Origin of the sequence: Nonomuraea antimicrobica (genome assembly GCF_039536965.1) — a bacterium.
Lineage (GTDB): Bacteria > Actinomycetota > Actinomycetes > Streptosporangiales > Streptosporangiaceae > Nonomuraea > Nonomuraea antimicrobica.
The window spans coordinates 15,106-27,592 of record NZ_BAAAZP010000052.1; the positions used below are offsets into that span (position 1 = coordinate 15,106).

13 protein-coding genes are annotated in these 12,487 nt (G+C 72.1%); 9 read left to right on the plus strand and 4 right to left on the minus strand.

The features are described 5' to 3' along the window. The first annotated feature begins 55 nt into the window (after nucleotides 1-55). A complete protein-coding gene (locus ABD844_RS14920; RefSeq protein ID WP_344877185.1) occupies nucleotides 56-373 on the plus strand; it encodes a YtxH domain-containing protein in 318 nt (105 codons plus the stop codon). Between the two features lie 31 nt (nucleotides 374-404). Here the strand turns inward: ABD844_RS14920 and ABD844_RS14925 are convergent, their stop codons facing one another. From ABD844_RS14925 to ABD844_RS14935, 3 genes are read right to left on the minus strand one after another with little or no spacing between them, the layout of a single operon-like run. Next, nucleotides 405-878, minus strand: a complete 474-nt coding sequence (locus ABD844_RS14925; RefSeq protein ID WP_344877187.1) for a hypothetical protein — start codon at nucleotides 876-878, stop codon at nucleotides 405-407. Next, complete coding sequence (locus ABD844_RS14930) at nucleotides 875-2,149, minus strand: amylo-alpha-1,6-glucosidase (protein WP_344877189.1); 1,275 nt, start codon at nucleotides 2,147-2,149, stop codon at nucleotides 875-877. The genes ABD844_RS14925 and ABD844_RS14930 overlap by 4 nt, the downstream gene beginning before the upstream one ends. A gap of 32 nt (nucleotides 2,150-2,181) precedes the next feature. Further along, on the minus strand, nucleotides 2,182-2,340 hold the full coding sequence (locus ABD844_RS14935; RefSeq protein ID WP_344877191.1) for a hypothetical protein: 159 nt from the start codon (nucleotides 2,338-2,340) through the stop codon (nucleotides 2,182-2,184). A 177-nt stretch (nucleotides 2,341-2,517) separates the two neighbouring features. Here ABD844_RS14935 and ABD844_RS14940 point away from each other — a divergent pair, with 177 nt between their 5' ends. From ABD844_RS14940 to ABD844_RS14975, 8 genes are all read left to right on the plus strand, one after another. Further along, nucleotides 2,518-3,684 carry a hypothetical protein gene (locus ABD844_RS14940; protein ID WP_344877193.1) on the plus strand — a complete coding sequence of 389 codons (1,167 nt, stop codon included), beginning with the start codon at nucleotides 2,518-2,520 and terminating at the stop codon, nucleotides 3,682-3,684. 275 nt (nucleotides 3,685-3,959) lie between these two features. Further along, complete coding sequence (locus ABD844_RS14945) at nucleotides 3,960-5,159, plus strand: protein kinase domain-containing protein (RefSeq protein ID WP_425568566.1); 1,200 nt, start codon at nucleotides 3,960-3,962, stop codon at nucleotides 5,157-5,159. Then, nucleotides 5,132-5,869 carry a tetratricopeptide repeat protein gene (locus tag ABD844_RS14950; protein ID WP_486348541.1) on the plus strand — a complete coding sequence of 246 codons (738 nt, stop codon included), beginning with the start codon at nucleotides 5,132-5,134 and terminating at the stop codon, nucleotides 5,867-5,869. The genes ABD844_RS14945 and ABD844_RS14950 overlap by 28 nt, the downstream gene beginning before the upstream one ends. Before the next feature lie 31 nt (nucleotides 5,870-5,900). Then, complete coding sequence (locus tag ABD844_RS14955) at nucleotides 5,901-6,722, plus strand: PP2C family protein-serine/threonine phosphatase (protein WP_344877197.1); 822 nt, start codon at nucleotides 5,901-5,903, stop codon at nucleotides 6,720-6,722. Then, complete coding sequence (locus tag ABD844_RS14960) at nucleotides 6,715-7,998, plus strand: vWA domain-containing protein (protein ID WP_344877199.1); 1,284 nt, start codon at nucleotides 6,715-6,717, stop codon at nucleotides 7,996-7,998. Before ABD844_RS14955 ends, ABD844_RS14960 begins: the two co-directional genes overlap by 8 nt. Continuing rightward, a complete protein-coding gene (locus ABD844_RS14965) occupies nucleotides 7,998-8,651 on the plus strand; it encodes an FHA domain-containing protein (RefSeq protein WP_344877201.1) in 654 nt (217 codons plus the stop codon). Before ABD844_RS14960 ends, ABD844_RS14965 begins: the two co-directional genes overlap by 1 nt. Continuing rightward, nucleotides 8,648-10,009, plus strand: coding sequence for a hypothetical protein (locus tag ABD844_RS14970; protein WP_344877203.1), 1,362 nt, complete (start codon nucleotides 8,648-8,650; stop codon nucleotides 10,007-10,009). The genes ABD844_RS14965 and ABD844_RS14970 overlap by 4 nt, the downstream gene beginning before the upstream one ends. After that, nucleotides 10,006-10,812 (plus strand): glutamate ABC transporter substrate-binding protein, encoded by an 807-nt coding sequence (locus ABD844_RS14975; protein WP_344877205.1) that lies wholly within the window; start codon nucleotides 10,006-10,008, stop codon nucleotides 10,810-10,812. The genes ABD844_RS14970 and ABD844_RS14975 overlap by 4 nt, the downstream gene beginning before the upstream one ends. Before the next feature lie 104 nt (nucleotides 10,813-10,916). Here ABD844_RS14975 and rpoD read toward each other — a convergent pair whose 3' ends face one another. Next, the gene (rpoD, locus tag ABD844_RS14980; RefSeq protein ID WP_425568565.1) at nucleotides 10,917-12,020 is read right to left on the minus strand and encodes an RNA polymerase sigma factor RpoD; all 1,104 of its coding nucleotides are present in this window, start codon (nucleotides 12,018-12,020) and stop codon (nucleotides 10,917-10,919) included. Between the last annotated feature and the right edge of the window lie 467 nt (nucleotides 12,021-12,487).

Sequence of the window (12,487 nt, forward strand, 5' to 3'; positions counted from 1 at the left end):
GGGAGTGCGTGTCGCATCGTCAGCGGGGTAGGGCCGGAGACAGCGGAGGTTCAATATGCGTTATCGGATGACATTCGCTGTTGGCCTGGCGGTCGGCTACGTGCTGGGCAGCCGGGCGGGACGCGAACGGTACGAGCAGATCAAGCGCACGGCGCAGCGTGTCGCCGACAATCCCCGGGTGCAGCAGGCGGCCGGGGTGGTCGGGGCGCAGGCGTCGAAGGTGGCCGAGATGGCCAGGTCGAAGGTGGGGGGCACGCTGCAGCAGCGGATCCCGTTCCTCGGCGGCGACACGCACAAGCCGGACACCGGCACCGGCTGGCCCGACGAGGACACGTTCGACAGAAAGGCCCGCGAGAGCGGCATCCCCCACTGACGCGCGCGGCGGATCGGCAGCGCCCTGCGGCTCACACGCCCATGCTGCGTCGTACGCCCTCCAGGGCCTGCTCGGCCTGCGCGCGCAGGCCCGGGTCCTCGGGGTCGAGCCCGTCGTCGAAGACGAACGTCCACCCGAGCATCTCCCCACCCGGCCGGCGCCGGGCCACCAGCCGCACCCCGCCCCTTCCCGGCAGGCTGACGTGCTTGTTCACCACGATCGTGGAGTTGACGCGCTCGCGCAGGGTCTCGGGCAGCATGCGCGGCTCGGAGATCTGTTCGGAGCGCCGCACGCCGTCCATGGTGAGCACGTGCACCCCTTCCTCGTCCCACGACGCCCGGTCGATGCTCTCGTACGGCACCCGCGTCCCGTCGGACAGGTGGAGTGCCAGGTTGGTGGCCACCACGTGCCCGTCGGCGGCGACGGCGAACGTCAGCACCCGCTCCCCTGGCTCGATCTTCAGTGACTTGCGCACGTCGGCGGGCAGCCGGCGGAAAAGGCTCATTCCACCACCGTATCGGCGAGCAGATCGAGGGTGAGGGCGGCACTCCACGAGAAGTCCCTGCAGCCCCGTCCGCTGCCGTCGAACGGGTCGAAGCACTCCCGGAACCCGGCCTGCCGGACCAGCCGCAGGGTGCCGTTGGCGAGCTGCTGCCCGAGGTGGTCGAGCGAGTGCACGGCGGCGGCCCTGCGCAGCAGCCAGTTGGTGTTCACCCACGAGGGGCCGCGCCAGTAGCGCGTACGGTCGAACTGGGCGGCGCGGATCTCACAGCTCGGCACCGGGTAGCCGGTCGCCCCCATGAACCTGGCCGACTCCAGCACCTCGACGGCCGCCCGCAGGCGGTCGGCGGGCAGCCCGGGGTCCAGCAGCGGCCCGAACGCGCCGACCGTGCACACCTTGATCAGCCGCCCGGCCCGCAGGTCCCTGGCGTAGAAGCCGCCGTCCCACAGGCGGTCGAGGAGGGCGTGCCTGATGCGTTCGGCCTGCTCGGCGTGGGGCGCCGGGTCGGCGCCCGCCAGCGGCGCCAGCTCGGCCATGGCCTGGCAGGAGGCCAGCCAGATCCCGTTGAACATCGGGTCCTCGACCGCGAACGGGTGCTCGTCACGCAGGTAGCCGGGGCTGTATCCGGCGTCGCGGTAGCGCATGGCCAGCCAGACGTAACGGTCGTGGTCGCTGTCGGGGAGGCGTTGCTCCAGCTCGACGCTGCGGTGGCCGGGCCGGATGGCGGGCAGTGCCGCCAGCGGCTCGTCCCAGGCCGGGCTGTCGTCCATGCCCGACTCCCACGGGTGCACGATCGCGGCCAGGCCCGCGCCGCCGAGGTCGCGGTACGCGGCGAGGTAGTCGTGCTGGGCGGCCAGCGCCGGGTACGCCGTCCTGACGAACGCCTCGTCCCCCGTGTGCCGGTAGAGCCACCACAGCGCCAGGCCGTGCAGCGGCGGCGCGGTGAGACCGGAGGTGAGCACGCTGGGGGCGGCCGAGTGCTCCTGGGAGCGCCACACCGAGGGCCCGGGGAAGTACGCCTCACGCGTGTGGAAGACGATGTGCGGCACCATCCCGGTCGCCCACTGCCCGCGCAGCAGGCTGAGCAGCTCGTCGCGGGCCCGGTCCGGGCGGTGCCTGGCCAGGCCGATCACGACGAACGCGGAGTCCCAGCTCCACTGGTGCGGATAGAGGCCGGGGGCGGGCACGGTGCCGGCGCCCGTCCAGTTGGCCTCGAGCACGGCCAGCGCCTCGCGCGCGAGCGCGGCATCGTCAACCGCCGGCCGCGCCTCCATCACCCAACTATGCCTGCGGATGCCCGCGGAAGCTATGTCCTCTTCAACCAGTTCGACAGGAGCATGCCGCCGAAGACGACGGCGCCGATGACGAGCGCCCACTTGAGCAGCGTGAAGGCGAAGCCCACGAGGGGGCCGAGCAGCATGAGCGCGGCGACGACGGCCGCGATGATCAGTAGTACACGTCCCATGTCCATTACGCTAAGAGATCGTTAAGTGGTTTGCAGGTGCCCCGGGGTTGAATCAGGGGCAAGTCAGGGGCCACCCCGAGCCAAAGGAACTAAAACCGCGCAGACCGCCGTTGAGGCGGTATAAACGGGGCACAGGGGGCCTCTTCACGGGGAGCGTGAATGAGCCTGGGACCACCAATGAGCAGGGAAGGCGCCGAGCACGCGCTGCGCGCCCGGGCCGACGAGCGCGACCGCATCTCGGGTGACCTCCTCGATCTCGAATCCCACACCACCTTCCAGGTGCTGAAGGACGCCTCCTTACGCGGGGAGACCCATCGGCGCTGGAGCTCGGCGCAGGAGTCGCTGGCGGGGCTGTGGTCGCTGTACGACGCGTACCGGGCCGTGCTGCGCGAGGCCGAGCGGGTCAGGGGAGCGCATCGCCGCCCTGGCGCCGACGAGTTAGCCCGGCTCACCGAGCTGCTGTCGGGCGCGTCCGTCGTGGTACGGGCCGCGGCCAAGCCGGTCGAGCAGCGCTCCCTGCTCCCGCAGGCCGACGAGCTGCTCACCCTCGACGAGGCCGTGACGCGGATGGACACCGCCTTCCAGGAGGTCACGGGGGCGCTCAACGACATCGACGCGGTGTGGGGCTCCGTGCTCCCCCGGCTCGACGGCGCCGACGCCGACCTGCGCCTGATCGGGGAGCTGGAACGCGAGCTGGGCGAGTCCGCCGGCCTGGACGCCCAGGAGGCCGAGTTACGGCGGATGCGCGCGGCGGTGGTCGCGGACCCGCTCGGCCCGTCCGTCGAGCCGGACCTCGACCGGGTGGCCCGCCTGCTGGCCAGCTCCCGCGCGGAGGCCGAGCTGGCGATCGTGGTCAGGAACGAGTACGCCAGGCGCCGCGAGAACCTGGCGGCCGCCCTCGACCGGGTACGCGCGGCCGAGAGCGAGACCAGGCTGGCCCACGGGGCGGTAGTCGTCAAGATCGCCCTGCCGCCGCAGGCGCAGCCGCGCAGCCGCGTCGAGGCGCTGTCCACCGAGCTGGACGCGCTCGACGCCTCCGCCGACCCCTGGGTGTCACGGGCCAGACGGCTGGCGGCCCTGGAGGACGACGCCCGCCGCGCGGCCGAGCAGGCGCGGGCCACCGCCACGGCCCTGTACGGCCTGCTGGGCCGCCGCGACGAGTTACGCGGGCGGCTCGGCGCCTGCCAGGCGATGGCGGCGCGCAAGGGCCTGGCCGAGGACCCTGCCGCCGGTGAGCTGTACGAGCGGGCGCGCGCCCTGTTGTGGACCGCCCCCTGTGACCTGACGAGGGCGGCCACGGCCGTCGAGGACTACCGGCGCGCGATCCACGGAGGTACGCGATGACCCGCTGCGCGCAGCCCGGCTGCACGGGAACGATCGAGGAGGGCTACTGCGACCTCTGCGGCACGGCGGAGAGCCCGCCCCCGCTGTCCGCGACACCGTCGCCGTCCCCCGCGGCGTCCGGATCTTCGGCGCCGGCGTCGTCCCACTCCGTCGAGACCCGGCCGGTGAGCAGGTCGGTCAGCTCGCCGACGGGCAGCGGCAGGTCGCGGGCGGGGGTCCTGGCCACCATCGCCGACCTGCCGTCGGTGCCCTACCGCGACCCGTCCACCGCGGTGATGGCGGACCCGGAGGTGCCGGAGGAGAAGCGCTACTGCGCCAACTCCGCCTGCGGGCAGCCGGTGGGCCGCTCGCGCGAGGGCCGTCCGGGACTGACGGACGGGTTCTGCCCGCACTGCCGCACGCAGTTCTCCTTCACCCCCAAGCTGGCCAAGGACGATCTGGTGGCGGGCCAGTACCGGGTGCTGGGCTGCCTGGCGCACGGCGGGCTCGGCTGGATCTACCTGGCCTCCGACGAGAACCTCGACGGCCGGTGGGTGGTGCTCAAGGGCCTGCTCAACACCATGGACGCCGAGGCGCTGGCAGCGGCGGAGGCCGAGCGGAAGTTCCTGACCAGTGTCGACCACCACAACATCGTCAAGATCTTCAACTTCCAGCGCTCGGCCGGGCTCGGCTACATCGTCATGGAGTACGTCGGCGGGCAGTCGCTGCACGAGCTGCGCCGTCAGGGCACTCTGCCGCTGCGCGAGGCGCTGATGTACGGCAGGGAGATCCTGCACGCCTTCGCCTACCTGCACGAGAACGGCCTGGTCTACTGCGACCTCAAGCCGGCGAACGTGATCAGGGTCGGCAAGCGGCTCAAGGTCATCGACCTGGGCGCGGTGCAGCCGTTCGGCTCGCCGGTGGGCTCGTCGTGGGTCACGCCCGGCTACCACGCCCCCGAGCTGGAGAGCCGGCCGTCGTCGGTGGCCTCCGACCTCTACACGGTGGCCAGGACGCTGGCGGTGCTGGCGATCCCGGGGTTCAGCCCGGCCAAGGGCGGGGTGCCCAACCCGCTGCCGGTGGACTGCGGGCATCCGTCGTTCACCCGGCTGCTGCGCAAGGCGACCGCGGCGAACCCGGCCGACCGGTTCCAGAGCGCGGAGGAGATGGAGGAGCAGCTCGTCGGCGTGCTGCGGGAGGTCAGCGCGCTCGATGACGGGGTGCCGTACCCGGCGCTGTCGACGTTGTTCGGGCCGGAGCGCACGGCGGTCGGCACGGCGTTGTCGGACGAGGACGATCAGGTGTTCGGGCCGCTCGACCCGGCGGCGGTCGCGGCGGCGCTGCCGGTGCCGCTGGTGCACCCGGCCGACCCGGCCGCGGGCGCGNNNACCCGGCCGACCCGGCCGAGGGCGCGCTGGCCGGGCTGCTCGGGCGCGACGGCAGGGACCTGGTCGACCAGCTCGCCGCGATGCCGCCGACCCCCGAGACCAGGCTGATGCGGGTCAGGCTGCTGGCCGAGGAGGGCGCGGCCGAGACCCCCATCGCGCTGAACGAGCTGGACCGGGAGCTGCCCGGCGACTGGCGGGTCACGTGGTACCGCGGCGTGCTCGCGCTGGCCACCGGGCAGGCGGACGAGGCGGTGTCGCTGTTCGACGCGTGCCTGTCGATGTTGCCGGGCGAGACGGCGCCCAAGCTGGCGCTGGCGTTCGCGCTGGAGTGCGCGGGCAAGCCGGCGGCCTCCTGGTACGACGTCGTCTGGCGTACCGACCGCTCCTACGTCAGCGCGGCGTTCGGGCTGGCCAGGTCGGGCCGGATGAGCGTGCTGGACGAGGTGCCCGCGACGTCCGTCTACCGGGTGGCGGCCCAGGTGGCGCTGGCCGCCTCGGTGGTGCGCCGTCCCGACGTGGCCGCCCTGCGACCGTCCGACCTGGTGGCCGCGGCCGAGCGGGTGGCCGGCCAGACCGCCCTCGACCCGCGCCGCCGCGACCTGCTCACCGCCGAGGTGCTCGGCGGGGCGCTGACGTGGCTGGAGACCAGCCCGCCGCCGAAGGACCTGCGGCTGGCCGACGCGCCGTTCACCGAGCAGGGGCTGCGCCGGCGGCTGGAGTCCCTCTTCCGCAGGCTGGCGGTCGCCGCGGAGTCGCGTCAGGAACGCCACGCCCTGATCGACCGGGCGAACGCCGTACGGCCGCGGACCTGGCTGTGAACAGGAAACGTGATCATGAGAGGTGGGGGCCGTGAACTGCCCGCTGTGTGAGGCTCCCGTGGTGGCGGGCGACACGTACTGCGAGGCGTGCGGCCACACCCTGGGCGCCCCCGCCTGCGCCTCGTGCGGGGCGCAGGCCGTGGACGCGGAGGGCTACTGCGAGCGCTGCGGCGTACGCCAGCCGACCGGCAGGGACCACGCCGAGACCGTGCTCGGCGGCGGCGCGGCGGCGCTGACCGACAGGGGCCTGCGGCGCAGCCGCAACGAGGACGCGGTGGCGCTGCTGGAGGCGGGCGGCTCGGTCGTGGCCGTGGTGTGCGACGGCGTGGGCAGCTCGCCCCGGGCCGACGAGGCGTCCGCGGTGGCCGTGGAGACCGCGGCGGACGCGCTGGCCAGAGGGCTGGCGCACGAGGAGGCGTTCGAGCTGGCGGGGCGGGCGGTGGCCAAGCTGGCGACCTCGGTGGACGACGCCCCGGCCTGTACCTACATCGCCGCCGTGGCCGGGCCGCGGGGCGCGCTCACGCTCGCCTGGGCCGGGGACACGCGGGCGTACCTGCTGCCCGAGGGCGTCCCGCTGACCGTGGACGACGCCGTGGAGACCGGCGAGATCACCGCCTGGCTGGGCGCCGACGCGGGCGACGTCGCCCCCCACGTGCGCACCTTCACCAGCGCGGGCCCCGGGCTGCTGCTCGTCTGCAGCGACGGCCTGTGGCGCTATCTGGACGGCTACGCCTTCCCCGCCGCGGGGAGCCCCATCGAACTGGCCCGCGAGCTGCTGCGCCACGCGCTGGACTCCGGCGGCCAGGACAACGTGACGATCGCCTTGATTCCCCTAGGAGAAGCGCATGGGTGACCAGCCCGCTTTCACGCTGAACATCGACCAGAACAAGTTCCTTCCCCTCGACGGCCGCGAGGTGCACGCGATTCTGACCATCGGCTCGACGGGCGGGGTGAGCGTCCAGGCGGCGCCCGCCGAGGCGGCCGAAGTGATCATCATTGACACGTCCGGCTCGATGAGCGGTGGCAAGATCAGGGAGGCCCGGCAGGCGGCCGTCACCGCCGTACGCACCCTGCGCGACGGGGTGCACTTCGCCGTGGTCGCCGGTACGGAGCAGGCCAGGGTCGTCTACCCCGGCGGCGCCAACCTGGTCAAGGCGAGCGCGGCCACCAGGGCGGAGGCCGAGCGGGCGATCGGCCGGCTGAGCGCGCAGGGCGGCACCGCGATCGGCGAATGGCTCAAGCTGGCCGGCCACCTGCTGACCACCCGCCCGTCGGCGATCAGGCACGCGCTGCTCATGACCGACGGGCAGAACAACGAGCGGCCCGAGGTGTTCGCCTCGGTGCTGGCGGGCTGGAGCGGCAAGTTCGTGTGCGACAGCCTGGGCGTCGGTGACGACTGGGTGCCCGCCGAGCTGCGCAAGGTGGCCGAGGCGATGCTGGGCACGTTTGACTTCGTACGCAATCAGGGGGATCTTTCGGAGTTCTTCCGCCGGCTCACGCAGACGTCCATGAGCAAGACCGTGGCCGAGCTGGCGCTGCGGGTGTGGGTGCCGCAGACGGCGCAGCTGAAGTTCGTCAAGCAGGTCTCCCCCACGCTGCTCGACCTGACCGGGAAGCGCACCGACGTCAACCCGCTGACCGGCGACTACCCGACCGGGTCGTGGGGGACGGAGGAGCGCGAGTACCACGTGTGCGTCGAGGTGCCGCCGGGGCAGATCGGGCAGGAGATCAGGGCGGGCTGGGTCAAGCTCGTCCGGCCCGACACCCAGGACGTCGTGGCCAGCGGCAACGTGCTCGCGCAGTGGACCGACGACCTGGCGCAGTCCACCCGGATCAACGGGAAGGTGGCCCACTACACCGGGCAGGCCGAGCTGCACGAGCTGATCCAGGAAGGGCTCGGCGCGCGGGCGATGGGCGACGTCGACACCGCCACCGCCCGCCTGGCCAAGGCCCGCGAACTCGCCGCCGAGTCGGGCCGGGAGGACACCGCGAGGCTGCTGGAGAAGGTGGTGGAGGTGGATCCGGTCACCGGCACGGCCCGGCTGCGCAGGAACGTGGACAAGGCCGACGAGATCGAGCTGGACACCGGCTCGGTGCGGACCAGCCGGTTGCGCAAGGAAGGAAGCTGATGGCGACCTGCCCGCAGGGGCACCCGTCCGGCGCGGACGACTACTGCGACGTCTGCGGCACCCAGATGGCCGGGCCGCCCCAGCCCCAGCCCTCAGCTCCCGCGTCCCACTCCCCGCGGGGAGCGCAGCCCCAGGCCGCGGCGGAGGGCTGCCCGGTCTGCCGGACGCCGCGGGCCGGGCAGTTCTGCGAGGTGTGCGGCCACGACTACACCGGGCAGGGCGGTCCCGTGCCGCTCCCCGTGACGGGGGCCCGGTACGAGGCCGTGACGGCCGCCGACCGCACGTACTACGAGAAGGTCATCGCCGAGGGCGGGCCGGACGCGGCCGCGATGGCGTTCCCGCCGTACTGTCCTGAGCGCTCGTTCCCGCTGGTGGGCGAGCAGGTACGCATCGGGCGCCGCAGCCGGGCCAGGAACGTGGCGCCGGAGATCGACCTGACCGGCCCGCCCGAGGACCCCGGCGTCTCCCACCTGCACGCCGTGCTGCTGGCCCAGCCCGACGGCTCGTGGCTGCTGGTGGACCCGGGCTCGGCCAACGGCACCCAGGTGAACGGCCGGGCCGTCAAGGTCAACGTGCCGATCAGGGTGGGCCCGGGCGACCGGATCCACCTGGGCGCGTGGACGGTGATCACCATCAGGGAGGGCACGCCGTGACCGTGGTGCAGACCAGGGCCGCCCCCGTGGCGACGGCCCGCCGCAGCGTGCCCGGCAGGATCCGGGTCATCTCGGGCGTCACGGTGGCCTCGCTGGCCCTGCTGTTCGTGGCGCTCGCGGTCGGCAGTTCGAGCGCCCGCGACGGGCTGCGGGTGATCGGCCGCGACGCCGGCCCGCAGGTCGTCGCCACCGCCGGGCTCTACCTGGCGTTGAGCGACATGGACGCGCAGGTCGCCAACGTGCTCGTGATGGGTGAGGAGTACCCGCGGGAACGCGTGGACGCGCTCGACCGGTACGAGGCGCAGCGGGCCGCCGCCAACCGGGCCCTGCTGGAGGCGTTCGAGCTGTCGGGCGACAACCGGGCCGAGCGCAGGACCGTGGAGTCGCTGCTCGACGGGTTCGGCCAGTACGAGCGGCTGGCCTCCCAGGCGCTGCTGCTGAACGAGCAGGCCGGGCACCCTCCCGGGCCGCCGCCGGACAACGTGGTGCAGACCTATCGCAAGGCCACCGACCTCATGCGGCTGGTGCTGCTGCCGCAGGCGTACAACCTGACGCTGGAGAGCGGCACGATCGTGCGGGCCACCTACGACGAGAAGGCCGTCACGGTGCCGCTGCTGCGAGTGGCGGTGGTGGTGACCGGGCTGGTGGCGCTGGGCTGCCTCATCTGGCTGCAGGTGTACCTGGCACGGCGCTTCCGCCGGGTGTTCGGCCCGGCGCTGCTGGTCGCCACCGTGACGACCGCCGTGGCGCTGTTCTTCGGCTCGAACGTGCTCGCCCAGGACGAGGCCGCGCTGCGGACGGCCAAGGCGGCCGGGTTCGACTCGGTGCTGACGCTGGCCAAGACGCGGGCGATCAGCAACAGCATGCAGGGCGACCAGAGCCGGTACTTGCTGGACAAGGAGCTGGCCGACACCTACGAGCACACGTTCCTGGACAAGTCGTTGTCGGTCGTCTACTACAACGCGGGCAACCTGGCGACCTACCACGGCGCGGTGGCCGGAGGGTCGAAGGACTACCTCGGCATGCTGGGGCCGGAGCTGGTCGGCGAGCGGGGCGAGGAGGTCTTCCGGGCGTACCAGAAGTACCAGGCCGCCGACCGGGAGCTGCGCGCGGCGGCCGAGGGCGGGCGGGCCAACGACGCGGTCGCCGCGCGGGTCGGGCCCGTCACTACCGCGTTCACCCTGTACGACCGGGCGCTGGTGCGGCTGGCGGACTCGCACCAGGCCGCCTTCGACCGGGCGATCGCGACCGGCGAGGGCGCGCTGGACAACCTGTGGCGGCTGCTCCCCTACGCCATCGGCGCGATCGGGCTGCTGGTGATCGCCGGAGTGTGGCCACGACTCAAGGAGTACCGGTGAGGCGAACGCTGGCAGTGGTGCTGGTCCTGGCCGCGATGGCGGCGGCGGGCTGCGGGATGGGCGGGCAGGAGTCGATCCTGGACAAGGACCGGCTGGTGATCGGGGTCCGTTCCGACCTGCCCTCGGTCGGGTTCCGCAGCTCCGACGGCACGTACGAGGGCTTCGACGTGGACGTGGCCCGCTACGTCGCCGGCAAGCTGGGCAAGGAGGTCTCCTTCCTCGGCGTGCTGGCCGCCGACCGGGAGAAGGTGCTCGGCGACGGGCGGGCCGACCTGGTGGTGGCCACGTTCACGATCGATCAGGAGCGCAAGAAGCGGGTGCTGTTCGCGGGGCCGTACCACATCTCGTACCAGGACATCCTCACTCGCGGCGGCGAGACGATCGATAACGTGCGCGACCTCAAGGGGCGCAGGATCTGCGAGGTCACGGGCTCGAACGCGGCCCAGCGGGTCGTGGAGGAGCGTGGGGTGGCGGCGCGGGTCGTGCCGTTCCCCGACTACGCGCGGTGCCTGGCGGCGCTCAAGGGCGGGGAGGTGGACGCGGTCACCACCAACGACGTGATCCTCGCGGGCCTGGCCAAGCAGGACGGGTCGGGGCTGCGGCTGGCCAACGCGCAGTTCAACGAGCAACGCAGCGGGATCGGGCTGGCCAAGGGCGACGTGCCCGGATGCGAGGCGGTGAACCGGGCGATCACCGACATGTACCAGGACGGGACCGCGGGGCAACTGCTGCGCAAGTGGTTCGGCGGCTCGGGGCTGAAGTTCACCACGATCGCGGTGCCGCAGTTCGAGGGCTGCTCGTGACCGCGCGCTCCTGGACCAGGAGCTGATCAACGGGCTCCGGTGGACAGACGGAAGGGGACGGCCACGGCCGTCCCCTTCCGATACGCGGTCAATCGAGTACGCGGTCAGTCGAGATAGTCACGCAGCATCTGCGCGCGCGTCGGGTGGCGGAGCTTGGCCAGCGTCTTCGACTCGATCTGGCGGATGCGCTCCCGCGTGACGCCGAACTCCCTGCCCACCTCCTCCAGCGTGCGCGGGTGCCCGTCGGCCAGGCCGAAGCGGAGCTGGATGATGCGCTGCTCGCGGTCGGACAGCGTGGCCAGGATGTCGTCGAGCTGGTCCTGCAGCATGATGAAGGCCGCGGCCTCCATGGGCACGACCGCGTCGGCGTCCTCGATGAAGTCACCGAGGTCGGAGTCCTCCTCGCCGATCGGCGACTGCAGCGACACCGGCTCCTGGGCGATGCGCTGGATCTCCACCACCCGGTCGACCGGGAGGTCCATCTCCTTGGCGATCTCCTCGGGGATCGGCTCACGGCCGAGATCCTGGTGGAGCTGACGCTGGACCCTGACGAGCTTGTTGATGGTCTCCACCATGTGCACGGGGATGCGGATCGTACGGGCCTGGTCGGCGATGGCCCGCGTGATCGCCTGCCTGATCCACCAGGTGGCATAGGTGGAGAACTTGTAGCCCTTGGTGTAGTCGAACTTCTCGACCGCCCGAATGAGCCCGAGGTTGCCCTCCTGGATGAGGTCCAGGAACAACATGCCGCGGCCCACGTAGCGCTTCGCGATCGACACCACGAGCCTGAGGTTGGCCTCGATCAGCCGTTGCTTGGCCCGGGTGCCCTGCCAGACCAGCTCCCTGAACTCGGGGAAGGCCAGACGCGAGACCCCGCTGGCCAGCTTGTCCTCCGCGAACAGGCCGGCTTCGATCGACTTGGCGAGCTCCACCTCCTCCTCGGCGGTCAGCAAGGGCACGCGGCCGATCTCCCGCAGATATATCCGGACGAGATCGCTCGTCGGCGCCCGCTTGCCTACGTCTTCCTCATCGGCGCGGGGGGACTCCTCGTCGCCCTGAGGCTCGAGGACCTCCACGCCGTTCTCGGCGAGCATCCGCACGACGCGTTCCAGCGCGTCGGACGGCAACTCGGATCGGTCAAGCGCGGCTGCGACGTCATCGACGGTTACGCTTCCGCGCTCCCTTCCCTTCGCGACGAGGTCCGCCACCTGATCTACGGATGGCGGTCCGCTTGACAGCACCGATGCACCCACGGGAGACAGTCTGCAGTATTGGTTCCATCAAATGGCAGACCCATTTTTGTCACCGAAGGTAAGACGATCGCCTTTGCCGAATTGAGATCGCAATAAGGTTTGGCCAGAGTTTGATCAGGAAAGTAAAGTCAATTACGCGGTCTGCATTCACGCGTCTGGCATCGCCGTCACGCCGGACGCACCCTTTTCGCTGCCTGCAAGGCGTTGTCCTGCCGCTTTGTCGCATGTTGGACCGCGCCAGGTTTCCTGGTCGACCACCCTGGTTCTGGGCTTGCGTTCGCAGCCGAACTGTTACCAACCGGCCGCACGACAAGGCCGTTCCCGGGCCCTGGGCGGGCGTCCTCGCCCGACGAGGCGGCACGGCGGCGGCACGGCGGCGGCACGGCGGCGGCACGGCGGCGGCACGGCGGCGGCACGGCGGC